Annotated in this window: 22 protein-coding genes; 8 read left to right on the forward strand and 14 right to left on the reverse strand. The window is 64.4% G+C overall.

Annotated elements, in window-relative coordinates; translation table 11 throughout:
• Window positions 1-30 precede the first annotated feature (30 nt).
• The 4 genes from ISM_RS10745 to ISM_RS10760 all read right to left on the reverse strand — a co-directional run bounded on the left by ISM_RS10745 (window position 31) and on the right by ISM_RS10760 (window position 2,572).
• A complete protein-coding gene (locus tag ISM_RS10745) occupies window positions 31-396 on the reverse strand; it encodes a hypothetical protein (protein ID WP_040618020.1) in 366 nt (121 codons plus the stop codon).
• A 138-nt stretch (window positions 397-534) separates the two neighbouring features.
• Window positions 535-1,026, reverse strand: coding sequence for a pantetheine-phosphate adenylyltransferase (gene coaD / locus ISM_RS10750; protein ID WP_009814189.1), 492 nt, complete (start codon window positions 1,024-1,026; stop codon window positions 535-537).
• Window positions 1,027-1,171: 145 nt separating this feature from the next.
• The gene (locus ISM_RS10755; RefSeq protein WP_009814190.1) at window positions 1,172-1,606 is read right to left on the reverse strand and encodes a CBS domain-containing protein; all 435 of its coding nucleotides are present in this window, start codon (window positions 1,604-1,606) and stop codon (window positions 1,172-1,174) included.
• Between the two features lie 60 nt (window positions 1,607-1,666).
• On the reverse strand, window positions 1,667-2,572 hold the full coding sequence (locus ISM_RS10760; RefSeq protein ID WP_009814191.1) for a LysR family transcriptional regulator: 906 nt from the start codon (window positions 2,570-2,572) through the stop codon (window positions 1,667-1,669).
• A gap of 117 nt (window positions 2,573-2,689) precedes the next feature.
• Here ISM_RS10760 and ISM_RS10765 point away from each other — a divergent pair, with 117 nt between their 5' ends.
• A complete protein-coding gene (locus ISM_RS10765) occupies window positions 2,690-4,189 on the forward strand; it encodes a CoA-acylating methylmalonate-semialdehyde dehydrogenase (protein ID WP_009814192.1) in 1,500 nt (499 codons plus the stop codon).
• Between the two features lie 205 nt (window positions 4,190-4,394).
• Window positions 4,395-5,696: a peptidoglycan-binding domain-containing protein gene (locus tag ISM_RS10770; protein ID WP_040618021.1), complete on the forward strand. Its 1,302-nt coding sequence runs from the start codon at window positions 4,395-4,397 to the stop codon at window positions 5,694-5,696.
• 18 nt (window positions 5,697-5,714) lie between these two features.
• Here ISM_RS10770 and ISM_RS10775 read toward each other — a convergent pair whose 3' ends face one another.
• From ISM_RS10775 to pobA, 8 genes are all read right to left on the reverse strand, one after another.
• Complete coding sequence (locus tag ISM_RS10775) at window positions 5,715-5,858, reverse strand: hypothetical protein (protein WP_009814194.1); 144 nt, start codon at window positions 5,856-5,858, stop codon at window positions 5,715-5,717.
• A 74-nt stretch (window positions 5,859-5,932) separates the two neighbouring features.
• Window positions 5,933-6,934: a type I glyceraldehyde-3-phosphate dehydrogenase gene (gene gap / locus ISM_RS10780; RefSeq protein WP_009814195.1), complete on the reverse strand. Its 1,002-nt coding sequence runs from the start codon at window positions 6,932-6,934 to the stop codon at window positions 5,933-5,935.
• A gap of 117 nt (window positions 6,935-7,051) precedes the next feature.
• The gene (locus ISM_RS10785; protein ID WP_009814196.1) at window positions 7,052-7,882 is read right to left on the reverse strand and encodes a 3-oxoadipate:acetyl-CoA acetyltransferase; all 831 of its coding nucleotides are present in this window, start codon (window positions 7,880-7,882) and stop codon (window positions 7,052-7,054) included.
• A 15-nt stretch (window positions 7,883-7,897) separates the two neighbouring features.
• Window positions 7,898-8,518, reverse strand: a complete 621-nt coding sequence (gene pcaG / locus ISM_RS10790) for a protocatechuate 3,4-dioxygenase subunit alpha (RefSeq protein WP_009814197.1) — start codon at window positions 8,516-8,518, stop codon at window positions 7,898-7,900.
• A gap of 1 nt (window position 8,519) precedes the next feature.
• Window positions 8,520-9,248 (reverse strand): protocatechuate 3,4-dioxygenase subunit beta, encoded by a 729-nt coding sequence (gene pcaH / locus ISM_RS10795; protein ID WP_009814198.1) that lies wholly within the window; start codon window positions 9,246-9,248, stop codon window positions 8,520-8,522.
• Window positions 9,245-9,655 carry a 4-carboxymuconolactone decarboxylase gene (pcaC, locus tag ISM_RS10800; RefSeq protein WP_009814199.1) on the reverse strand — a complete coding sequence of 137 codons (411 nt, stop codon included), beginning with the start codon at window positions 9,653-9,655 and terminating at the stop codon, window positions 9,245-9,247. The genes pcaH and pcaC overlap by 4 nt, the downstream gene beginning before the upstream one ends.
• Window positions 9,648-10,436, reverse strand: coding sequence for a 3-oxoadipate enol-lactonase (gene pcaD, locus ISM_RS10805; RefSeq protein WP_040618022.1), 789 nt, complete (start codon window positions 10,434-10,436; stop codon window positions 9,648-9,650). Before pcaD ends, pcaC begins: the two co-directional genes overlap by 8 nt.
• Window positions 10,436-11,605, reverse strand: coding sequence for a 4-hydroxybenzoate 3-monooxygenase (gene pobA / locus ISM_RS10810; protein WP_009814201.1), 1,170 nt, complete (start codon window positions 11,603-11,605; stop codon window positions 10,436-10,438). Before pobA ends, pcaD begins: the two co-directional genes overlap by 1 nt.
• Window positions 11,606-11,719: 114 nt before the next feature.
• Here pobA and pcaQ point away from each other — a divergent pair, with 114 nt between their 5' ends.
• The 5 genes from pcaQ (at window position 11,720) to ISM_RS10835 (ending at window position 18,388) form a co-directional block, all read left to right on the forward strand.
• The gene (gene pcaQ / locus ISM_RS10815; RefSeq protein ID WP_009814202.1) at window positions 11,720-12,640 is read left to right on the forward strand and encodes a pca operon transcription factor PcaQ; all 921 of its coding nucleotides are present in this window, start codon (window positions 11,720-11,722) and stop codon (window positions 12,638-12,640) included.
• Between the two features lie 159 nt (window positions 12,641-12,799).
• Window positions 12,800-13,843, forward strand: coding sequence for a TRAP transporter substrate-binding protein (locus tag ISM_RS10820; protein ID WP_009814203.1), 1,044 nt, complete (start codon window positions 12,800-12,802; stop codon window positions 13,841-13,843).
• Window positions 13,843-14,367, forward strand: coding sequence for a TRAP transporter small permease (locus tag ISM_RS10825; protein ID WP_009814204.1), 525 nt, complete (start codon window positions 13,843-13,845; stop codon window positions 14,365-14,367). The genes ISM_RS10820 and ISM_RS10825 overlap by 1 nt, the downstream gene beginning before the upstream one ends.
• Window positions 14,360-15,715, forward strand: a complete 1,356-nt coding sequence (locus tag ISM_RS10830; RefSeq protein WP_009814205.1) for a TRAP transporter large permease — start codon at window positions 14,360-14,362, stop codon at window positions 15,713-15,715. Before ISM_RS10825 ends, ISM_RS10830 begins: the two co-directional genes overlap by 8 nt.
• 168 nt (window positions 15,716-15,883) lie before the next feature.
• Window positions 15,884-18,388, forward strand: a complete 2,505-nt coding sequence (locus ISM_RS10835; RefSeq protein ID WP_040618023.1) for an adenosylcobalamin-dependent ribonucleoside-diphosphate reductase — start codon at window positions 15,884-15,886, stop codon at window positions 18,386-18,388.
• A gap of 80 nt (window positions 18,389-18,468) precedes the next feature.
• Here ISM_RS10835 and ISM_RS10840 read toward each other — a convergent pair whose 3' ends face one another.
• Together ISM_RS10840 and ISM_RS10845 are read right to left on the reverse strand one after the other, a co-directional pair.
• Entirely contained in the window at window positions 18,469-20,148 is a 1,680-nt protein-coding gene (locus ISM_RS10840; protein ID WP_009814207.1) for a Na/Pi cotransporter family protein, read from the reverse strand.
• A 4-nt stretch (window positions 20,149-20,152) separates the two neighbouring features.
• Entirely contained in the window at window positions 20,153-20,950 is a 798-nt protein-coding gene (locus ISM_RS10845) for a DeoR/GlpR family DNA-binding transcription regulator (RefSeq protein ID WP_009814208.1), read from the reverse strand.
• 349 nt (window positions 20,951-21,299) lie between these two features.
• Here ISM_RS10845 and ISM_RS10850 point away from each other — a divergent pair, with 349 nt between their 5' ends.
• Entirely contained in the window at window positions 21,300-22,856 is a 1,557-nt protein-coding gene (locus ISM_RS10850) for a sulfatase-like hydrolase/transferase (protein ID WP_156783369.1), read from the forward strand.
• The last annotated feature ends 196 nt before the right edge of the window (window positions 22,857-23,052 follow it).

The following is a 23,052-nucleotide window of genomic DNA, read 5'->3' on the forward strand; positions in this document are numbered from 1 at the left end:
GATGGCGGCTTTGCCAAGAAAATTCGTACCTCAGCCGCGATGGCGGATCACCACCACGCCAAAAAGGGCCATGGCGGCCAAGGTGATGAACGAGCCGAGAATGGCCAGCCCGTGATGGCCGCCGGCGATCGTATAGGCGGTGCCTGCCACCATGGTCACCACCCCGATCAGCGAGAGCCAGTAATGCGCCCGGCAGTAGAAGCCCAAGGCGCTCTCGGGGACGCAATGGTAGAAAAGGCCGAAGATCAGGAAGAGCACCCCGCCCACCAGATTGAGATGGGCGTGAGAGGGCATCTGGCTATGGTCGCCGACCATGCCCATCTGAATGCCCCAGAGCATGCCGAAGAGCAAAAATCCGATTCCGGTGAGTAGAAAACGCAATGCGATACGCGACATGGCCTGTCCCCCCAAAGACGCGAACATTCGAGATGCCCCGACCGGGGGCGGTTGCGACACATCACAATCACCACTTGCCAAGGCGCAGCCTAGCAGGTTTTGGCCCAAAAAGGGAGAAATTTGTGCGTTTGGGGCGGGTTAGCCGAGTTTCTCGCGCAGCGCCGCATTGACCGGGGGGGTCACGAATTTGCGCACATCGCCGCCGAGCCGGGCGATTTCCTTGACCAGTTTCGAGGCGATGGCCTGATGGCCCGCGTCGGCCATGAGAAACACCGTTTCGACACTGTCATCGAGGGCGCGGTTCATGCCGACCATCTGGAACTCATACTCGAAATCGGCCACCGCGCGCAGGCCGCGCACGATGACCTGGGCGCCGACATCCTTGGCGCAGTCGATGAGCAGGTTCTCGAACGGGTGCACGATGATTTCGGCGCCGGTCTGTTCGCTCAGCTTGGCGCATTCGCGTTCGATCATGTCGACCCGTTCCTCGAGGGTGAAGAGCGGCCCCTTGTCGCGGTTGATGGCCACGCCGATCACCAGCCGGTCGACCATGACCGCCGCGCGGCGGATGATGTCGATATGGCCCAGAGTGATCGGGTCGAAGGTTCCGGGATATAAACCGATGCGCATGGGCGGGCTCCGTCGTTCAAACGCGGCTACGCAACACGGTTGCGCGTGGATTTGCAAGGGGTTGCGTGGTTCTACGCAAGATCGAGAAGGGGGCCGGGTGTCGGGCCGCAGGTCGGGCGGGGCGTGATAGGGGCATGACGCGGGGCTAGTGCCCCATGATCATCCCTTGCAGCGCGTCCTTTTCCATGGCGAGTTCCGACAGGCGCGACGAGACCACATCGCCGATGGTGACGATGCCGACCAGCTCGCCATCTTCGACCACGGGCATGTGGCGGAAGCGGCCTTCGGTCATCCGGGTCAGCACCTGATCGGAGGTGTCGCCGCGGGCGCAGCAGACCGGGTTGCGGGTCATCATGTCGTCGATCCGGTCGCTCAGGCAGGTTGCCCCGCGCACCGCCAGCGAGCGCACGATGTCGCGCTCGGACAGGATGCCCTGGATCTGTTTGCCATCTTCGGAGACCACCAGGCCGCCGATGCGGCGTTCGGCGAGGATACGCGCGGCGTCCGAGACCAACGTGCCGGGTTTGATGGTGATGACCTTGTCATCGCCCTTGGCCTTGAGGATCTGTTGCACGAGCATCGCGGAAACTCCTTTTGTGACAGGCGTGTAAACCAGCGTCCCGCAAAAGGGGCCGACCTGTCAAGTCAGCGCTTCGAGCCGGGCCACTTCGCGGCGCATCCCGTCGGAGAGCGCGGCGGCAAAGCGGTTGAGCCGATCGGTGCGCAGATTGTCGCGGTGACGGATGAGATAGAAGCTCCGCGTCAGGCTCACCTCCTCGGTCAGGATCTTGGTCAGACCCTCGGTGAAGGGGATGGCGAAATCATGCATGATGCCGAGGCCCGCGCCCTGCCGGATCCAGTTGATTTGCACCGAGACCGAGTTGCTGGCGAGCTGGACCGTGTCGAGGCCGGTGGCGCTCAGGTAATCGAGCTCGCGGTCGAAGATCATGTCCTGGATATAGCCGATGACGCGGTGGTGTCGCAGGTCGCTCAGCCGGGTGATCGGCGGGTGCCGGTCGAGATAGCTCTGGGCGGCGGCGAGGTGCAGTTTATAGTCGCTGATCTTTTCCACATGGAGCCGCCCGGCGGTCGGCGCGCTGACCCCGATGGCCATGTCCGCCTCGCGTTTCGACAGGTTCACGATGCGCGGCAGGGCGACGATCTGGACCTCGAGATCGGGGTGTTTCTCGACAATGGCGGCGCAGACCTGGGGCAGCAGGAAATTGGCCGAACCATCGGGCGCGCCGAGGCGGATCTGGCCGCTCAGCGGGCCTTCTTGGCCGGCGACATCCTCGAAGGCGCGCATCATCTCATCCTCGGCGCGGGCGGCGTGGGACAGAAGGCGCTGGCCCTCGAGGGTGAGCGCATAGCCTTGCGGCGACTTGGCGAAGAGCGGCGCGCCGAGGTCGAGCTCGAGCCGCGCGATGCGGCGGCCGACGGTGGCGGGATCCATCTTGAGCACCCGGCCCGCGCCCGAGAGCGACTCGGCCCGGGCCACGGCGAGAAAGACGCGCAGATCGTCCCAATTGGGGGCTGTGTCGGACATGGGCGGGCTCCGGTCTGGGGGTGGGTTTTGCAAAAATGCAAAACGGCTTTTGATATATTGCCTCTTTTCCCGTCAAAAATGCAACGCTATCTTGGCGCCGAAATCAGGAGGATTCCCATGCAAGAGCTTCACCACTTCATCGACGGCGCCCTTGTCAAAGGCAAGTCGGGCCGTTTTGACGACGTCTTCAACCCCGCCACCGGCGAGGTCCAGTACAAATGCCCGATGGCCAGCGTCGACGAGACCACCGATGCGATCGAGCGGGCCGCCAAGGCGCAGCCCGCCTGGGGCGCGACCAACCCGCAGAAACGGGCCCGCGTGATGATGAAGATGGTCGCGCTGATGAACCGCGACATGGACAAGCTCGCCGAGGCGCTGAGCCGGGAGCATGGCAAGACCATCCCCGACGCCAAGGGCGACCTGCAGCGCGGTCTCGAAGTGATCGAATATTGCGTCGGCGCGCCGCAGATGCTCAAGGGTGAGTTCACCGACAGCGCAGGCCCCGGCATCGACATGTATTCGATGCGCCAGCCGCTCGGCGTTGTGGCCTCGATCATGCCCTTCAACTTCCCCGCCATGATGCCGCTGTGGCATGTCGGCCCGGCGCTGGCTTGCGGCAATGCCGTGGTGCTCAAGCCCTCCGAGCGTGACCCCTCTGTGCCGCTCATGCTGGCCGAGCTCTTTGTCGAAGCGGGCCTGCCCGCCGGATGTTTCCAGGTCGTCAACGGCGACAAGGAAGCGGTCGACACGCTGCTCGACAGCGAGATCATTCAGGGCGTGTCCTTTGTCGGCTCGACCCCGATCGCGCAATATATCTACAGCCGCGCCACCGCGAATGGCAAACGCGCCCAGTGCTTTGGCGGTGCCAAGAACCACATGATCGTGATGCCCGATGCCGATATGGATCAAGCCGCGGACGCGCTGGTCGGGGCCGGGTTTGGCGCGGCGGGCGAACGCTGCATGGCGATTTCGGTGGCTGTGCCGGTGGGCGAGGAAACCGCTGACCGTCTCATCGAAAAGCTGGTGCCGCGCATCGAAAAGCTCAAGGTTGCGCCCTATACCGCAGGCGACGATGTCGACCTCGGCCCGGTGGTGACCGCCGCTGCCAAGGAGCGCATCCTCGGCCTCATCAACTCGGGCGTCGAGCAAGGGGCCGAGCTGGTCGTCGACAACCGCGATTTCAAACTGCAGGGCTATGAAGACGGGTTCTTTGTCGGGCCGCATCTCTTTGACCGGGTGACCCCGGACATGGATATCTACAAGCAGGAAATCTTTGGCCCGGTCCTGTCGACCGTGCGCGCAGAGACCTATGAGGAGGCGCTCAAGCTGGCCATGGATCATGAATATGGCAATGGCACCGCGATCTTTACCCGCGATGGTGACACGGCGCGCGATTTCGCCAGCCGCGTCAACATCGGCATGGTCGGCATCAACGTGCCGATCCCGGTGCCGCTCGCCTATCACACCTTTGGCGGCTGGAAGAAATCCATGTTCGGTGACCTGAACCAGCACGGTCCGGACAGCTTCAAGTTCTACACCCGCACCAAGACCGTCACCTCGCGCTGGCCCTCGGGCATCAAGGAAGGCGGCGAGTTCAACTTCAAGGCGATGGACTGATCTACGGGTCGATCCAGCGGCCCTGATGAGGGCCTGACATCACGCGGCCCCGCCATTTGGCGGGGCCGTTTGCGTTTGGGCGGGGCGGGCATCTCGGCATTCGTAAAGAAAATATTAACCAAGCTCCGGCAGATCGGGAGGGGTCGAAACAGGAGATTTGAGAATGCGTGTTTGCAGCATGTCCGGGCGATTTGGAGCATGGAATTTGAAAACGAGGCTCACGGCGGGGGCCTTGGTGTTGGCGCTGTGGCCGCTGGGCGGCGGGGCGCAGGAGGCGCTGCCGCTCTCGGAACTGCGGCGCGAGATCGCGGAGATTGACGCAAGCGTGGCTGAGGCCGAGGCGCAGAAGGCCAAATATGGCGCGGGGCTGATCAGCACGCTGATGGAGGCGCGGATCGAGACGCTCAAGCTCACCCGAGCGGTTCTCGAAAACCGGGTGGCGGGCGAGGCGGGCGGCGCGCAGAGGGTGATCGAGCTGCCGGTGACGCAGCCCGATCCAGAGCTCGCCGACAAGATCCTCGCCGAGATCCTTGCGCAGCAAAAGATCGTCGCGGCGGCGGAGAAGGAGGCACAGGGTGCCAGCGGGCTTATCGGCGCGGTGGCGCAGAGCCGGGTAGAGACCGAGAAGCTGTCATTGGCGAACCTGCGGGGCAATTGGCTCGCCGCGACTTACGGCATCCTTCTGCCGATCACACCGCCGGTGGCGGGTGAAAGCAGCGCGCAACCCGCGCCTGCCAAGACGGCAACGGCCCAAAGCGCCGCCGCCACGCCTGAGGGGACTGAGGCAGGGCCGGACTGGGCCGATGCGGCCCATCCCGAGATTGATTACAGCAAGGCGATCTTCTCTCAGCTGCATCGCGAGAAATTCACCATTCACGGCTGGTGGGGGCTCTCGCAGGATCGCGCCGCCATCGACGACAGCCCCAAGATCTTTGGCATCAACGTGTCGGAATATAAGGAGGGGCTGCAGCTCTCGACGCCCAAGCTCTATGTCTCCTGCAAGGAGGGCGAGACCAGCGTCGTCTTTGATGCCGATGATTATATTCTCAGCGATTACAATGTGAACACGGTGCCGGTGACCTATCGCATCGATGGGCAGGACGCGGTGCAGGACCGGTGGTCCAAGCTCACCAGTTCCAAGGGCGGCGGTCTCTTTGGGGCCCAGGGGCAGCGGATGATCCGGCAACTCTATGACGCCGAAAAGCTCTTTGTCCGGCTGACCGAGAAGAACGGCAAGACCCATGACGCGACCTTTCAGCTGGCGGGCGGTCAGGCGGTGTTCGATGCGGCGGCGGCGGCTTGCGGGTTCTCGACGCTCGACCTGACGGCGGCGGATTACCGGGCGATTCAGACCATGCTCAATTCCGCGGGCTATGAGGCGGGCACGCCGGACGGGGTCTGGGGCGCGGGATCGGCACAGGCGATGCGGGCGTGGCAGGCGGAGAATGGCCTTGCGACCACGGGGGCACCGGACCGGGCGAGCCTTGCGGCGATGGGGATGAACTAGGGGGCGGCGATCCGTGGCCTAGCGCCAGAAGGCCAGCCATTCGATCGCGGCGCTCAGCTTGCGCAGGAGGAAAAGCGTGCCATCGCCGTGCTGATAGGTGAAATCGAGCACCAGGCCGATCACGATCAGCAGGGCGAGAAAAAAGGCAATGCGGTTCGTCATGCGGGTGGCCCGAAAAGAAAACGTCCCGCCGGGTATGCCTGACGGGACGTTTCGGTGCAAGGAGGCGGGTGGGCTTAGCCCAGCTTGCCCATCGCGACGGCCACATCGGCCATGCGGCAGGAGAAGCCCCATTCATTGTCGTACCAGCTCAGCACGCGCACGAGGCGGCCGCCGATGACCTTGGTCTGGGCCGGGGCGAAGATCGAGCTTTCTTCGGTGTGGTTGAAATCGATCGAGACCTTGGGTTCGGGATCATAGCCGAGCACGCCCTTCATCGGGCCTTCGGCGGCGGCGCGCATGGCGGCGTTGACCTCATCCTCGGTCACGTCTGTCTTGGCGACGAAGGTCAGGTCGACGGCCGAGACATTGGGGGTCGGCACGCGGATGGCCGAGCCGTCGAGCTTGCCCTTGAGGGCGGGCAGCACCTCGCCCAGCGCCTTGGCGGCACCGGTGGAGGTCGGGATCATCGACATGGCGGCGGCGCGGGCGCGGTAGAGATCCTTGTGGCGACGGTCGAGCGTCGGCTGATCGCCGGTATAGGCGTGGATCGTGGTCATGATGCCGCTCTCGATGCCGAAGGAATCGTCGAGCACCTTGGCCACCGGCGCGAGGCAGTTGGTGGTGCAGGAGCCGTTCGAGATCATCGTGTCCGAGGCTTGCAGCTCGTTGTCATTGACGCCGAAGACGATGGTGCGGTCGACATTCTTGCCGGGCGCCGAGAGGAGCACTTTCTTGGCGCCGCGCTCGAGATGTTTCTTGGCCTTTTCACCGTCGTTGAATTTGCCGGTGCATTCCAGAACCACGTCGCAGCCGGACCAGTCGAGCTCGTCCATGTCATAGGTCGAGAACATCTGCATCGGGCCGCGACCCAGATCCATCGTGCCATCGCCGAGGGTGATCTCGTTGGCGAAACGGCCATGCACGCTGTCATATTTGAGCAGGTGGGCGGCGGTTTCGAGCGGGCCGGTGGCGTTGACCTTGACGACCTTGATGTCGTCACGGGTCGATTGCGCGATATGGGCGAGCGTGCAGCGGCCGATGCGGCCGAACCCGTTGATGCCGACGGTGATGGTCATGGGCGTGCTCCTGAGCTTTGTGAAACTTACCCGCGATATAGAGGGGGGGGCGCAGGGCCGAAAGGGACAAAACGCAAGGCTTTGCCCTTGTTAGCGATAAATTTCGGCCCTGTGGCCTCAGGCCGGGCGCAGGCCGAGCATCTCGCGCGCCTGGGCCGGGGTGGCGACGGGGCGGTCGTATTTGGCGCAAAGATCGGCGGCGCGGGCGATGAGCGCGGCGTTCGAGGGCGCGAGCGTGTCGCGGTCGAGCCGCACATTGTCCTCGAGACCGGCGCGGGTGTGACCGCCCGAGGCGATCGCCCATTCGTTGATGGTGAGCTGGGCCGCGCCGATGCCCGCGGCGCACCATTCGGCGTCGGGCGCGCGGCTTTGCAGGATGTGGCGGTAGAAGTCGAACACCTCGCGGTCGACCGGCATGGCGTTTTTCACCCCCATGACGAACTGCACATAGAGCCTGCCGGTGAGCACCCCCTCGGCATGGAGGCGGATCGCCTGCAGCACATGGCCGAGATCAAAGGCCTCGACCTCGGGGGTGATGTCATGGGCGCGCATTTCCGCCGCCAGCCACTCCACCAGATCGGGCGGGTTCTCATAGACGCGGGTCGGGAAATTGTTCGACCCCACCGAGAGCGAGGCCATGTCGGGGCGCAGCGGCAGCATGCCGCCACGGGTCTGGCCCGCGCCAGAGCGGCCGCCGGTGGAAAACTGAACGATCACGCCGGGGCAGTGTTTCTCCAGACCTTCCTTGAGCCGGGCGAATTTCTCAGGATCGCTCGACGGGGTTTCATCATCGTTGCGCACATGGGCGTGGATGATGCTGGCCCCGGCCTCAACGGCGGCGTGGCTGCTTTCGATCTGTTCCGTGACGGTGATCGGCACGGCGGGGTTGTTGGCCTTGGTCGGCAGTGAGCCGGTGATGGCACAGCACAGGATGCAGGGTTTGGTCATGTCCGGTCCTTGGGCCTAGATGTCGAAAAACACGGTCTCATCCGCGCCTTGCAGGCGGATGTCGAAACGGTAGACGGGCGCGCCGTCGCGGATCTCGCGCCGGGCGATGAGCGTGTCGCGGCGGCTTTCCCATTCGATGAGGCCGAGGACCGGATCGGCGGCGTTGGCGTCCGCTTCGTCGTCGAAATAGAGCCTTGTGTTGAGACCGATGTTGATGCCGCGCGCGACGATCCAGAGATTGAGATGCGGCGCCATGAGACGCCCGCCGCGGCCCATGACGGGCCCGGGTTTGACAGTATCAAAGCCCCATTCGCCGGTGTCGAAATCGGTGATCACCCGGCCCCAGCCGCGAAAGCCTTCTTCGGTCCCGCCGGGGTCTTCGGGATGGGCATAATGCCCGGCGGCATTGGCCTGCCAGACCTCGATCAGCACATCCTTGACCGGCGAGCCGGTGCCGTCGGTCACCAGACCTTCGACGCGGATGCGTTCGCCCGCCGCATGGGGGCCTGCGATGTCCCAGCCAAGCTCTTGCGCGTAGATGTCAAACCCGGCCGCGCCGGGGGCGAGGCCGATATGGACATAGGGCCCGGCGGTCTGCGAGGGGGTTTCCTTGAGGTAGTCGAGACGTTGCGCCATGTCAGCCTCCCTCGGGGCGGTTTTCGAAATAAGTCGCGCGCCGCCCGCGCAACACGATGTCAAAGCGATAGGCGATGGAATCGAGCGGGATCGTCGCGTTCATGTCGAGCGCGGCGGTGAGCTGATCCACGGCGGCGGGGTCTTTCAGCGTCTGCACGATGGGGCAGCGCGCGATGAGCGGGTCGCCCTCGAAATAACATTGGGTGATGAGCCGCTGCGAAAAGGACGTGCCGAAGACCGAAAAATGCACATGCGCCGGACGCCAGGAATTGACCCAATTGCGCCACGGGTAGGCGCCGGGTTTGACGGTGTGAAAGACGTAATAGCCCTGGTCATCGGTGAGCGTGCGCCCGCAGCCGCCGAAATTGGCATCAATGGGCGCGAGATAGCCATCCTTGCGGTGGCGATAGCGCCCGCCGGCATTGGCCTGCCAGATTTCCACCAGCACATGCGGCACGGGGCGCGCGTTTTCGTCCAGCACCCGGCCATGCAGGATGATCCGCTCGCCAATCGCGCTCTCCCCGGCGGTGGCGTAATTGTGCAAAAGGTCATTGTCGCCCGGGTTGATGTCATCGTTGCGAAAACTCGGCCCGGTGATTTCGCTGGCGCTTTGTTCAAGGCTCAGCAGCGGGAAGCTGGGCGCGCGCGAGACGGAGGTTTTATACTCAGGCGTCAGCGCCGGGGCGTGCCACTGGCGGTCGCGCTGATAATATTCGGCGGGCGTTTTCATGCCTCGGCCTCCATTTCCGCATAGGTTTCCTTGGCCAGCCGGATCGCGTGATTGGCGCGCGGCACACCGGCATAGATGGCGACATGTTGAAACGCTTCGATCACGTCGGATTGGCTCGCCCCGGTGCGGGCGGTGGCGCGGATATGCATGGGGATTTCCTCGAAATTGCCGGTGGCGGCCAGCAGCGCGAGGGTCAGCATCGAGCGTTCGCGCGGGCTGATCGCGTCGCTGGCCCAGACGGTGCCCCAGGCGCCTTCGGTGATCAGCGTCTGAAAGGGGGCGTCGAAATCGCTCTTGCAGGCTTCGGCGCGGTCGACATGGGCATCGCCCAGCACGCGGCGGCGGGTGTCCATCCCGGTCGTGTAGCGGTCGGTCGGGGTGCGCTCAGTCGGGGGGCGTTCAGACATGGGCGGTCTCCTTGAGAAAATCGGACAGGATCGCCGCATAGGCGGCGGGGGCCTCGACACAGGGCAGGTGGCCGGTGTCGGGCAGGGTCGCGAAGCGCGCGCCGGGGATGAGCCGGGCGGTGTCGGCGACGAGATCGGGGGGGCTCGCGCCATCCTCGGCCCCGGCGATGGCCAGCGTCGGCAGGGTGAGCGTGGCGGTGGTGGCGCGCAGATCGGCCCCGGCGATGGCGGCGCAGCAGCCGATATAGCCCTCGGGCGGCGTGCGGGTCAGCATGTTGCGCCAGAGCGCCAGCTCGGGCGTGGCGCGGAAGCGCGCGGCGAACCAGCGCTCCATCACCGCGTCAGCAATCGCCTCGATCCCGCCGGCGCGGATGGCGGCAATGCGGGCCTGCCAGGCCTCTGGCGTGCCCATGGCGGCGGCGGTGTTCGACAGGACCAGCGCCGAGAGGAGATCGGGGCGGCGGGCGGCGAGTGCCTGCCCGACCATGCCGCCGATGGAGAGGCCGATGAAGGTGACGTTTGTGAGGTCGAGATACTCGATCAGCGCCTCGGCATCGCGGGCGAGCGCGTCCATGTCATAGGGGCCGGGCGGGCAGGCGGAGAGCCCATGCCCGCGCATGTCATAGCGGATGAGCCGCAGACCGACGGGCAGATGCGGCAGGAGCGCGTCCCAGAGCCGCAGATCGGTGCCGAGCGAATTGGCAAAGACCAGCGGGCGACCGCCGGGGTCGCCATCCTCGCGCCAGTGCAGCGCGGCCTCGGCCCAGTTCAGCATACGCATCAGTATGGAAGCCCCACGTAGTTTTGCGCAAAGACCTTCTGCGCCGCCGCGTTGTCGCGCAGGAAGGCGACTTCGGCCTGTTGCATCTTGATATCAAATTCCGATTGATGCGGATAGCGGTGCAAGAGGTTGGTGGTCGACCAGCTAAAGCGTTCGGCCTTCCAGACCCGGGCGAGGGCGCGTTCGGAATAGCGTTCGATCCCGTCGCTGTCGCCGTCGAGGTAATGCTGTCGCAGTCCGGTGTAGAGGTAATGCACATCGGAGGCGGCGGTGTTGAGCCCCTTGGCCCCGGTCGGCGGCACGATATGGGCGGCGTCGCCACAGAGAAAGAGCCGCCCCCATTGCATCGGCTCGCAGACGAAGCTGCGCAGAGGCGCGATGGATTTCTCGATCGAGGGGCCAGTGATCAGCCGGTCGGCGGCATCTTCGGGGATGCGTCGCTTGAGCTCTTCCCAGAAGTTGGCATCGCTCCAATCCTCGGGACTGTCGGAGAGGGCGCATTGGATGTAGTAGCGGCTGAGCGTGGCGCTGCGCATCGAGCACAGGGCAAAGCCGCGTTCGGAGCCGGAATAGATCAGCTCGTCATGGACGGGCGGGGTTTCCGACAGGATGCCGAGCCATCCGAACGGGTAGATTTTCTCATATTCGCGCCGCACCGAGAGCGGGATGGTCTGACGGCTGACGCCGTGGAACCCGTCGCAACCGGCGATGAAATCGCAGTCGATGCGGTGTTCGGTGCCGGCCACATGATAGGTGACATGGGGCGCGTCGCTCTTGGCGTCATGGATGGTGACGTGATCGACATTGAAGAGGGTGGGCGCGCCTGCGGCCTCGCGCGCGTCATAGAGATCGCGGGTGAGCTCGGTCTGGCCATAGACGATGACATCGCGGCCGGTATGGGCATGGAAATTGACCCCGAATTGCGTGTCGCCATAGGCGATGACCGTGCCCTCATGGGCAAAGCTTTCGCGGTCCATGCGGTCGCCCGCGCCCGCCTGCCGCAGCAGATCGGCAGTGCCGGTTTCCAGAATGCCCGCGCGGATGCGGCCCAGCACATAGTCGCGGGTCTTGCGTTCGAGGATGACGGTGGCGATGCCCTGACGGTGCAGAAGCTGGCCGAGCAAAAGCCCCGAGGGGCCGCCGCCGATGATGCAGACCTGAGTGCGCATGTCTCTCCTCCCAGACGGACCCGCCAAACTGTTGGAAAAGAGAATGACTTCTGTATCGCGGTAAGTAAAATGACTTGTGTGACCGTATTCTTGTCAAAAGTGGAAAGAAAATAGATGATCGACCGCCGGATCAAGTTCCGCCATATCCAGTGTTTCGTGGAGATCGTGCGCCAGAAGAGCATGAAACGCGCGGCCGAGCGGCTCTATCTCACCCAGCCTGCGATTTCGAAGACGCTCAAGGAGCTTGAGGATATTCTCGGGGCGGCGATGCTCACCCGGAGCCGGGCGGGGGTGGCGCTCACCCGGCAGGGCGAGGTGTTCTTGCATTTCGCGGAGATGAGCCTCGCGGCGCTGCAGCAGGGGCTCGACGGGGTCGAGCAGGTCGGGCAGGCGGGGCGGGTGACGCTCACCGTGGGGGCGCTGCCGAGCGTGGCGGCGCGGCTCATGCCGGAGGCGGTGCGCGAGTTTCGGGCGCTGGCGCCGGAGGTGACGATCCGGCTCATCGACGGGCCGCATTCCTATCTCATTGATCTCTTGCGGCGCGGTGGCGTCGATCTCGTCATCGGGCGGCTGGGCCAGCCGGACACGATGCAGGGGATTTCCTTCACCCAGCTCTATAATGAATATGTGGAGTTCGTGACCCGGCCCGGGCATCCGCTGCTTGAGGCGCCCGATCTCAAGCGGATCGGCGAATGGCCGGTGATTTTCCCGGCGGCGGCCTCGGCCATCCGGCCGTTGGTCGAGCGGATGATGATTGCCCATGGCATTGGCGAGCTGCCGAACCGGATCGAGAGTGTCTCGGGCGCGTTCGGGCGCAATTTCACCCGCAATTCGGATGCGATCTGGATCATTTCGGCGGGGGTGGTCGCCAAGGAGGTGGCCGAGGGCAGCCTTGTTCGGCTACCGTTTGACACGGGCATCACGGTGGGGCCGGTGGGGCTCATGACGCGGCCCGACAGCCAGCCGAGCCCGGCAGAGCAGGTGTTCCGCATGGCGGTGGGCACGGTGGTCGCGGCGATGGATGAGGAGATATGATTGCCAATCGGGGCAAGTAAACGCGCATAAATGTCAATTTACTCGCATTTTTGCGACAGTATAACGGATGGCGGAGGAGTGCGACCGGGGCGCGTCAGGCGTCAGGAGGGCTGTGGAGGCAGCCCGCGGGCGCAGCTCCGATAGGCAAGGGAGGACGCCATGAAGATCACAGCGAAACTGAGCGCCACGGCATTGGGTCTGGCGCTGGGCATTGTCGGGGCGAGCGCCGGCTATGCGGCCGAGTTTGAATTCAAGCTGCACCATTTCCTGAGCGCCAAGGCGCCGGTGCATACCCAGATGCTCGAACCTTGGGCCAAGCAGGTGGAGGAAAATTCCGGCGGCCGGGTCAAGATCGAGATTTTCCCGTCGATGACGCTCGGCGGGCGTCCGCCCGAGCTCATCGGGCAGGCGCGCGATGGCGTGGTCGATCTGGTCTGGACGCTCAATGGCTATACGCCGGGGCTCTTCCCGCGCACCGAAGTGTTCGAGCTGCCCTCGGTGGCGGCCAATGATCCGGCGGCGGCGAATATCGCCATGGCCGAGATGTTCGAAAGCGATCTCAAGGACGATTACAAAGGCGTCGAGGTGATGTTCCTGCATGTCCATGCGGGCAATGCCATCCACATGCGCGACAGCGAAGTGCGCAAGCCCGAGGACCTCGCCGGGAAAAAGATGCGCATCCCCTCGCGCACCGGTGGTTGGGTGATCGAGGCGCTGGGAGCGGCCCCCGCCGCGATGCCGGTGCCGGAACTGCCGCCCGCGCTGCAAAAAGGCACGGTCGATGGGGCGTTCATCCCGTGGGAGATCATTCCGCCGCTCAAGATCCAGGAGCAGACCCAGTATCAGATCGAAGGCTTCGAGGAATATCGCTTTGGCAACTCGACCTTCCAGGTCTCGATGAACCAAGGGCGCTGGGACGGGCTTCCGGAGGATATTCAGAAGGCGTTCCGCGATGCTTCGGGTGGCGATTGGCCCAAGCAGGTGGGCGAGATCTGGCGCGCCTCGGATGATTTCGGCATCAACATGGCTGTTGAGGCGGGCAACACCCATATCACGCTCAGCGAAGAGGAAACCGCCGCCTTTGAGACCGCTCTCGAACCGGTGGTCGACCGCTGGATCGAGGATGTGAAATCCAAGGGCGTCGATGGCGCGGCGCTGGTCGAAAAGGCGCGTGGCCTGATCGCAGAGCACGCGACCCGCTGATGCAAACGACGCAAGATAAAGCCCGTGGCGGCGCGTTCTGCGCCGCCGTGCGCAAGCTGGCAACGCTCTGGGCGTTGTTCGGCGGTGTGGTGCTGTTGCTGGTGGTCGGGATCAACATGGTGTCGGTGATCGGCACGCTGTTTGGCATGTCCTTTCCCGGCGATTTCGAGTTGACCGAAATGGGCGTGGCGGTGGCGGCGTTCGCCTTTTTGCCCTTTTGCCAGGTGTCCGGGGCCAATGTGACGGCCGATATTTTCACCGCCGGGGCGTCGCCGCGCTGGGTCGCGCGGTTCACCTTTCTCGGTGCGCTGGTGGCCTTTGTCTTTGGGGTGATCCTGATCTGGCGGATGTTTCACGGGCTAATAGATCAGCGCGCCTATGACTATACCACGGCCATTCTCGCGGTGCCGATCTGGTACGCCTTTGTGCCGGTGCTCGCCTCGCTCGCGCTGCTGTGTCTGGCGGCGCTTTGTACCTTGATCGAAGAGGGCCGGGTGGCCCGCGGGGGAGACGCGCATGTCTGACGCCTTGATGCTCGGGCTCGGGGGGCTGATCTGCCTTATCGGGCTCATCGCCATTCGCATGCCCATTGCCTATGCGATGATCCTTGTCGGCGGCATTGGCACGGCGGTGATCAACGGGCCGGGGCTGGTGCTCAGCCAGCTCAAGACCTTGGCCTATGGGCAGTTTTCCATCTACGACCTGTCGGTGGTGCCGATGTTCATCCTGATGGGGGCGGTGGCCTCCAAGGCGGGGTTGAGCCAAGCGCTGTTTCGCGGGGCAAACGCCTGGCTCGGCTGGTTGCGGGGCGGCACGGCGATGGCGGCGATCGCGGGCTGTGCCGGCTTTGGCGCGGTTTGCGGCTCGTCGCTGGCGACGGCGTCGACCATGGGCAAGGTCGCGCTGCCCGAGCTGCGGCGCTACAAATATTCCGGGGCGCTGGCCACCGGCACGCTGGCGGCGGGCGGGGTTCTCGGCATTCTCATCCCGCCTTCGGTGGTGCTCATCATCTATGCGATCATCGTCGAGGCCAATATCGTCACCATGTTCATGGCGGCGTTCCTTCCCGGGCTGCTGGCGGTCATTCTCTTTTTGCTGACGATCGCGATCTATGTCGCGCTGCGGCCCGAAGCAGGACCGCGCGGCGGCACGCCGGAACGGGCGGAGTTTGTCGAGGCGACGCTCGGCCTCATTCCGGTGCTGGTCATCTTTGGGCTGGTCATCGGCGGGATTTACGCAGGTCTCTTCAACCCGACGCCAGCGGCGGCGGTGGGGGTGTTTCTGGTCTTTGCCTTCGGGTTGGCGCAGGGCCGGTTGAGCCGCGCCCATATCCGCGAGGCGCTGCTCGAGACGGCATCGACCAGTGGCATGATCTATCTCATCTTGCTGGGGGCGGAGCTGCTCAAGATTTTCATGTCGCGCTCGGGCCTGCCGCAGGAGGCGGCGCTCTGGGTGGCAAACTCCGGCCTCGCGCCGATGACGGTGATGGTGGTGCTGTTGCTGGCGCTGATCGCGCTCGGCTGTCTGATGGATTCGCTGTCGATGATCCTTTTGGTGATTCCCTTCTTCTGGCCGGTGCTCGTTGAGGTGAATGGCGGCGTCTATCAGGGCGCGGACGGCTCGGGCTATGGCATGAGCACCGAGGATCTGAAGATCTGGTTCGGGATATTGGCGCTTATCGTGGTCGAGCTCGGGCTCATCACGCCGCCGGTGGGGATGAATGTCTTTGTCATCTCGTCGCTGGCCGAGGACATCCCGATGGGCGAGACCTTCAAGGGCGTGGCACCGTTTTTCTTGGCCGAGCTGCTCCGGGTGGTGATCTTGCTGAGCTTTCCGGCGCTGACGCTCTGGCTGCCTTCGGTGCTGAGCTAATCGGGCGTGATGGGCGGTTTTGGGCCTGATCTGGGCAGATGCGAAGGGCGCAGAAAAAATCCCGGTCTTATCAAGGGATAACGTCACGGTCCTTAGATCGTCGGTTGACCGTTGCAACCACAAAGGATAGTGTGTGCATCCTTCTTCCACGCTAAATCCGGTCCTGCCATGTCACGTTTCGCTGCCCCTATTTCCGCGTCCATCTGGGATATGAAATATCGCTACAAAGAGCCTGACGGGACCGTTCATGACGGCTCTGTCGAGGATACGTGGCGGCGGATCGCCCGCGCCCTGGCGCAGGCGGAAAAGACGCCCGCAGACTGGGAAGGCCGATTCTTCGAGGCGCTGGAGGATTTCAAATACCTGCCCGCAGGCCGCATCACCGCCGGCGCAGGCACCGGGCGCAGCGTGACCCTCTTCAACTGTTTCGTCATGGGCACCGTGCCCGACGACATGGGCGGGATTTTCGACATGCTGCGCGAGGCGGCGCTGACCATGCAGCAGGGCGGCGGCATCGGCTATGATTTCTCGACGATCCGGCCGCGTGGCGCGGATGTCAAAGGCGTGGGCGCGGATGCCAGCGGGCCGCTGAGCTTCATGGATGTGTGGGACGCCATGTGCCGCACCATCATGAGCGCGGGCAGCCGCCGGGGCGCGATGATGGCCACGATGCGCTGTGATCACCCCGATATCGAACAGTTCATCGCCGCCAAATCCGATCCGGCGCGGCTTCGTATGTTCAACCTGTCGGTTCTGGTCACCGATCCCTTCATGGAGGCGGTGCGCGCGGATGGGTCGTGGGACCTGATCTTTGACGGCAAGGTCTACCGCACCATTCAGGCGCGTGATCTGTGGAACACGATCATGCAGGCGACCTATGATTATGCCGAGCCGGGCGTGATCTTCATCGACCGGATCAACGCGCAGAACAACCTCAACTATGTGGAAACCATCGCCGCGACCAACCCCTGTGGCGAGCAGCCGCTGCCGCCCTATGGCGCCTGCCTGCTCGGCTCGATCAACATGGCGCGGCTGGTGGCCGATCCGTTCTCGGAGGCGGCGCATCTCGACGAGGGCGCGCTCAACGATCTGGTCGAGACGGCGGTGCGGATGATGGACAATGTCGTCGACATCTCGCGCTTTCCGCTGCCCGCCCAAGAGGCCGAGGCGCAGAACAAGCGCCGCATCGGGCTTGGTGTGACCGGGCTGGCCGATGCGCTGGCGATGGTCGGGCTGCGCTATGGCTCGCCCGAGGCGGCCGAGCAGACCGGCGTCTGGATGGCCCGCATCGCCAATGCCTCCTATGCGGCCTCGGCCCGGCTCGCCGGGGAAAAGGGCGCCTTCCCGCTTTATGATGCCAAGGCCTATGCCAAGGCGCCGATGATCAAGAAGCTCGACGCCGAGACCCGCGCGCTCATTGCCGAACATGGTCTGCGCAATGCGCTTTTGACCTCGGTCGCGCCCACCGGCACCATCAGCCTCTATGCCGGCAATGTCAGCTCGGGGATCGAGCCGATCTTTGCCAACAGCTATACCCGCAAGGTGCTCCAGAAAGATGGGTCGCGCACCGAGGAAGAGGTGGTCGATTACGCCGTGCAGATGTGGCGCGACGTCAAGGGCGACGCGCCGCTGCCCGAGTATTTCGTCAATGCCCAGACGCTCAGCCCTGCCGATCATGTGCGGATGCAGGCGGCGGCGCAGGATTGGGTCGACAGCTCGATCTCGAAGACGATCAACTGCCCCGAGGACATTGATTTCGAGGCGTTCAAGGATGTCTATATGCAGGCCTGGGACACCGGCTGTAAGGGCTGCACCACCTATCGTCCGAATGACGTGACCGGCAGCGTGCTGAGTGTCGAGGCCCCGGCGAATGCAACCGCGGCCACTGGGAAGGATTTCCGGGGCAAGCTTGAGGCTCTTATTACCCAACGTGGAAAGACCATGCGTCAGGTTTCGCTCGATGCTGGGCTAAGCCATGGCTACCTGCATGGGATTATCAAGGAGGGGAAAGAACCCACTCTAGACCGCCTGCACAAAGTGGCCGAAGTTCTCGGCGTGGAGGTTTCGGAGATCGTCGGGAGCTCACAGAAAGCCCCGACCATCGTCGCCAATTCCGATGCCGAGCCGCAGACGCCGCATGGCGATGTGATCTACATGGCCGATCCGCTCGACCGTCCGCAAGAGCTCGAAGGGGCGACCTACAAGCTCAAATGGCCCGACAGCAGCCATGCCATCTATGTCACGGTGAATGACATCGTGCTCAACGGTCATCGCCGCCCGTTCGAGGTCTTTATCAATTCCAAGAACATGGAGCATTACGCCTGGACCGTGGCGCTGACCCGGATGATCTCGGCGGTGTTCCGGCGCGGCGGCGATGTGAGCTTTGTGGTCGAAGAGCTCAAGGCCGTGTTCGATCCGCGTGGCGGGGCCTGGATGGGCGGGAAATACATCCCCTCGATCCTCGCGGCGATCGGCGGCATTCTCGAACAGCATCTGATCCGCATCGGGTTTCTTGAGGGCGAGGGGCTCGGCCTCAAATCCGACCCGCAGGCGCAGGTGGTCAACCTCAACCAGCCGCGCGGTCAGGCCTGCCCCTCCTGCGGTCAGTTCGACATGCGCATGGTCGAAGGCTGCATGACCTGTGCCAGCTGTGGCCACAGCAAATGCGGCTAAGCGGCGAAGTTCGCTAAGCGGGATCTGGGGGGGCCTTGGCCCCCCTTTTTCTTGCGCGTTTCTGGCGCGGGGCCGATGCCCTAATCCTGATCGGCGTAGTCGCGGTCGAGCCGGGTGACGAGCCGTGTGTCGAGAAGCTGCCCCTCGCGGTAGAGGATCGGATAGGCGATGGCGGCGATCTGGCTGTTGATCTCTTTCAGCGCATGGGCGGTTTCGAGATGGATGTCGCTGCTGTCGAGGCTGATCCCGTTGCCGGTGCTGAGCCGTTTGAGGTGTTTCTTGCGCGTGGCGCGGTGCAGGCGGGTCATCTCGCCCTTTTCCTCGAGCAGAAGCCGGGCGCTTTCGACATCGCCGGAGATCAGCACATTCATCGCAAGCCCGAGGTTCTGCAGGATGCGGTCATGCATCAGCGTCAGCTCGTCGAGACCGGCGGGCGTCAGGCTTAGCCGTTCTTCGGATTTTTGCTCGGCGAGCTGGGTGATCCGCTTGACCAGAACATCGCCCGCCGCCTCGAGCGCGATGGCATATTCCATCAGCTCGCGCAGCTCCTTGTGGGTGCGTTTGCTGGCGTTGGCGCTGGGCAGTTCCGCGGCATAGCGGCGGATGTCGTCGAGCGCCTGGTTGAGGATATTGTCCTTGGCCCGCAAGAGCCGCATCTGCGCCGATTGGTAGTCGGTATAGAGGGTCATCGCCGGTTCGAGCATTTCCTGCAGCACCTGCGACATGCGCAGCACTTCGCGGCGCAGACAGGCGAGCGCCTGGGCCGGGTGGGCGAGCGCCGCCTGATCGAGCACCGAGCGGTGATGCAGTGGCAGCGCCGCCTCGGCGCCGATGTCGTCGGGCAGAGCGCGCAGCAGCGGTTTCTCCAGCCGCGCACAGATCGGCAGCAGGAGCAGCAGCGCGGCGTTAAAGGCGATATGGCTGGTGATCAGCACCTGACCCGGTCCCATGGCGGGCCAGAGCGACATGAGCCCGGTGCGGTTGATCACCACCACCGCCACCAGCGCGAGACTGCCGCGCAGCAGGAGATTGGCGAGCGGCAGGCGGCGGGCGCGGGACGGCAGCCCCCGGCTGAGCCAGAGCGGGATGAGCGCCGAGCCGAGATTGGCCCCCATCACCAGCGACAGCCCGGCCTCCACCGGCAGCGCGCCGATGGCCACCACCGTGACGCACATCAGCACCGTCGCCACCGAGGAATGCATGACAAAGGCCAGCGCCGCCCCGGCGAGGAAGGCGGTGATGAAATCGCGGGCGAGGTAATCGGCGATGGCGGGCAACATGGCGCTGTCGCGGATCGGCTCCATCGTTTCGCGCAGGAAGCGCAGCGAGATCAGGATAAAGGCGATGCCGAGCACGATGCGCCCGGCCTGTTTGAAACCGCGCCGCGAGGTCTTGAGAAAGAGAATGCCGCCGATGGCCAGCAGCACCGGCACCAGCCAGTCGATGCGCAGCGACAGCACCTGGATGAGCAACGCCGAGCCCAGGTCAGCGCCGAGGATCATCGCGAGCCCGGTGCCGAAGGGCAGCGCGCCCGAGGCGGCAAACCCCGCGACCAAGAGCGCCACGGCGGCCGAGCTCTGCAGCACGATGGCCATGACCGTCCCGGCCCCGGCCGCGCCCAGCGGGTGGCGCGCGGTGGTGATCCGGCGGCGGAACGAGGCGCCATAGGCGCGTTCAATCCCGGTGCGCACCATCCGCACCGCAAAAAGCAGCAGCATCGTCGCGCCGGTCAGCTGGATGAGAAATCCGAGGATGGCCATGACCCTATCCCTTGCGCGGCTTGCGGGCGACGACGGTTTCGATGTCCCAATCGGCCATGCATTTGCGATAGAGCGGCGCGAGCGGCACATCGGTGACCAGCATGTCGATGGCGTCGGGCGGGCAGGCGACGATGGGCGCGGTCTGGCCGAATTTACTGTGGTCGGCGACGACGAGGCTGCGCTTGGCCCGGCTCACCACGGCGCGGGCGAGCTCGGCCTCGGCGGCCCCGGCCAGCAGGAATCCCGAGGCCGGGTCGATGCCGTCGATGCTGAGCACCGCCATGTCGATGTTGAACCGCCCGACGAAATCGAGCGCGGTGTTGCCAAAGGTGCCGGCCTCGACCTCGCGCAGCTCGCCCCCGGCGAGCCAGACCGTATTGCCATTGCGCCGCATCAGCGATTGCGCCGGGTGCAGCCCGTTGGTCACCACGGTGAGATCGGAATGGTTGCGCAGCGCCTCGGCGACAAAGGCGGTGGTCGAGCCGACATCGAGAAAGACACAGGCGCCATTGGGGATGAGCCCCGCCGCCGTGCTGGCGATGAGCGTCTTTTCCGTGGCGTGTTTCTCGAGCCGGGAGATCACCGGCGAGGTGGCATCGGTATTGGCGAGATAGACCCCGCCATGCACCCGGTGGACGATGCCGGTCTTGGCCAGCGCCTTGACGGTGCGGCGCACGGTTTCCTCCGACACGCTCAACGCCTCGGCGAGCGCCGCGGTCCGGGCCGAGCCGCCAAGACTGCGCAACGTGTCGAGAAGCTCGACCTCGCGATGGGTTGTGTGTGTGTCTGTGGGTTTGCTCATGTCCCGCTCCTTAGCCTTAAATACATAGTATTTTCGCGCATAAGTCCATGGGCTCTGTGCGTGATTGCGTGAAAATATGTCTATAAGTGGAAAAACATGCGAAGTCATGCGGTGGCCTGTGCCTCACTGCTCTGTGGTCCGCCATGAGAGGGCCGTCGATCAGACGCAGGTTATCGTTAACGCAAGGTTAAATTGCGTATATTTTCCGCAAGATTGCGCGATGAGGTGGCAGGCCCGGGGGGTACCTGAATATATTTCCGCACAAATTCACACAAAACACCGCAAACTTCTTGATCCGAATCTGCTTTGCGGTTTTGCTGGTTTACGAATGTTGCCAGAGGGGGCCGGCGTGGCCAGCAAGCAGAACATTCTGTTCGTCGTCATAGATCAGCTGCGCGCGGATTGCGTGGCCGGTGCCTTGGCCAATTCCGCCCGGATGCGCAACTTGCAGGCGCTGCAATCCGACGCGGTGAGCTTTGCCCATCATCATTCGGTGACCAACCCCTGCGGCCCGTCGCGCGTGTCGATCCTGACCGGGCAATATGCGATGAACCATGGGGTGACCCGCAATGGCACGCCGCTGGCACAGGATGTGCCCAATCTCGCGACCGAGGCGCGGCGCGCGGGCTATGCGCCCCGGCTCTATGGCTATACCGATGCGGCGGTCGACCCGCGTGCCCATGATCCCGCCGATCCCAGGATGCACAGCTATGAACAGGTGCTGCCGGGCTTTGACGAGGCGCTGGAAATGCGCCTCGAGGAAAGCTGGCCCTGGCGTGGGTTTCTCAAGGCGCAGGGCTATGACGTGCCGGACTATCCTGCGATCTTTCGCTCTGACGGGCCGCGCCCCGATGCGCCCGCCTTTTACCGGGCCGAGCATAGCGACACCGCCTTTCTCACCGACCGGGTGATCGAGGATCTGCGCGGCCGGCCGCAGGGCTGGTTTGCCCATGTCACCTATATCCGGCCGCACCCGCCGCTTGTGGCGCCCGCGCCCTATAACACGCTGATCGATCGCGACAGCCTGCCCGCGCCGATACGTCCCCGCCCGGCTGCGGCGGAGCGGGCGGCGCATCCCTATAATGGTCCGGCCATGGATCAGCGGCCTCTGGCCGCCAATGTCGAGGGTTTCCCTGATCTCGAGGAGAGCGACGAGAACCTCGCCATGCTGCGCGCGATCTATCTCGGGCTCGCGGCCGAGGTCGATGACCATATCGGGCGGCTCATCGCCTTTCTCAAGGACAGCGGCCAATATGACGAGACGCTGATCGTGGTGACGGCGGATCATGGGGAAATGCTCGGCGATCATCACCAATGGGGCAAGATGAGCTATCGCAACGCGGCCTTTCATGTGCCGCTGATCATCCGCAGCCCGGCCCATCGCGCCCAGTTCGGCCGCCGCGTCGAGGCGATCACCGAATCCGTCGATCTGGCGCCGACGATCCTTGATCTCATCGGGAAGGACATCCCCGACACGATGGATGGCCAGAGCCTGCGCCCCTTTCTCGAGGGGCAGAGCCCGGCGGGCTGGCGCAACCACAGCTTTTCCGAGCTGAGCTATGGCGATCCGCTGGTGCCGACGCGCTGGCAGCGCGATCTGGGGCTGGCGGCGGAGGAGGCCAACCTGTCGGTCTTGCGCACGCGCGATCATGTGCTGGTGCATTTCAACGGCGGGCTGCCGCCTTTGTTGTTGGCGCGGGACGGGGATCACGAGGCTGAGGTTTCGGCGGACGCGGCGGCGCGCGACAGGATGTTCGAGATGACGCGCCAGCTGCTCGACCATCGGATGCGCCATGGCGGCGGGCCGTTCCGGCGCAGCATGATCACCGCCGAGGGGCTCAAGCGCGGGACGCGCGGCACCGGCGGGGCAGGGGCGACACCGCTGCCCCTTGCGCAAGTGTCATAAGGGAGATGGGGAATGGAGCGTGTCACGAAACCTTTGCATTCCCCTTGCAGAAATCGACGGGCCCGAGTGCGTGGGCCTGTGCGTGTGTCCGGGGGAACGGGCGGGTCGGCCATGTCGCATGGCGTGATCCGGGCCACCGCCGGGACGGGGTGTTTTGGGGACGTAACGGAACAGGCTGGATCTAGCAGATGGCTCG

Source organism: Roseovarius nubinhibens ISM, assembly GCF_000152625.1.
Classification (GTDB): domain Bacteria; phylum Pseudomonadota; class Alphaproteobacteria; order Rhodobacterales; family Rhodobacteraceae; genus Roseovarius; species Roseovarius nubinhibens.

Coding starts and splice junctions, on each gene's coding strand:
- ISM_RS10745 (WP_040618020.1), bottom strand. CDS start 396: ATGTCGCGTATCGCATTGCGTTTTCTACTCACCGGAATCGGATTTTTG.
- coaD (WP_009814189.1), bottom strand. CDS start 1,026: ATGCGCATCGGTTTATATCCCGGAACCTTCGACCCGATCACTCTGGGC.
- ISM_RS10755 (WP_009814190.1), bottom strand. CDS start 1,606: ATGCTCGTGCAACAGATCCTCAAGGCCAAGGGCGATGACAAGGTCATC.
- ISM_RS10760 (WP_009814191.1), bottom strand. CDS start 2,572: ATGTCCGACACAGCCCCCAATTGGGACGATCTGCGCGTCTTTCTCGCC.
- ISM_RS10765 (WP_009814192.1), top strand. CDS start 2,690: ATGCAAGAGCTTCACCACTTCATCGACGGCGCCCTTGTCAAAGGCAAG.
- ISM_RS10775 (WP_009814194.1), bottom strand. CDS start 5,858: ATGACGAACCGCATTGCCTTTTTTCTCGCCCTGCTGATCGTGATCGGC.
- gap (WP_009814195.1), bottom strand. CDS start 6,934: ATGACCATCACCGTCGGCATCAACGGGTTCGGCCGCATCGGCCGCTGC.
- ISM_RS10785 (WP_009814196.1), bottom strand. CDS start 7,882: ATGACCAAACCCTGCATCCTGTGCTGTGCCATCACCGGCTCACTGCCG.
- pcaG (WP_009814197.1), bottom strand. CDS start 8,518: ATGGCGCAACGTCTCGACTACCTCAAGGAAACCCCCTCGCAGACCGCC.
- pcaH (WP_009814198.1), bottom strand. CDS start 9,248: ATGAAAACGCCCGCCGAATATTATCAGCGCGACCGCCAGTGGCACGCC.
- pcaC (WP_009814199.1), bottom strand. CDS start 9,655: ATGTCTGAACGCCCCCCGACTGAGCGCACCCCGACCGACCGCTACACG.
- pcaD (WP_040618022.1), bottom strand. CDS start 10,436: ATGCGTATGCTGAACTGGGCCGAGGCCGCGCTGCACTGGCGCGAGGAT.
- pobA (WP_009814201.1), bottom strand. CDS start 11,605: ATGCGCACTCAGGTCTGCATCATCGGCGGCGGCCCCTCGGGGCTTTTG.
- pcaQ (WP_009814202.1), top strand. CDS start 11,720: ATGATCGACCGCCGGATCAAGTTCCGCCATATCCAGTGTTTCGTGGAG.
- ISM_RS10820 (WP_009814203.1), top strand. CDS start 12,800: ATGAAGATCACAGCGAAACTGAGCGCCACGGCATTGGGTCTGGCGCTG.
- ISM_RS10825 (WP_009814204.1), top strand. CDS start 13,843: ATGCAAACGACGCAAGATAAAGCCCGTGGCGGCGCGTTCTGCGCCGCC.
- ISM_RS10830 (WP_009814205.1), top strand. CDS start 14,360: ATGTCTGACGCCTTGATGCTCGGGCTCGGGGGGCTGATCTGCCTTATC.
- ISM_RS10835 (WP_040618023.1), top strand. CDS start 15,884: ATGTCACGTTTCGCTGCCCCTATTTCCGCGTCCATCTGGGATATGAAA.
- ISM_RS10840 (WP_009814207.1), bottom strand. CDS start 20,148: ATGGCCATCCTCGGATTTCTCATCCAGCTGACCGGCGCGACGATGCTG.
- ISM_RS10845 (WP_009814208.1), bottom strand. CDS start 20,950: ATGAGCAAACCCACAGACACACACACAACCCATCGCGAGGTCGAGCTT.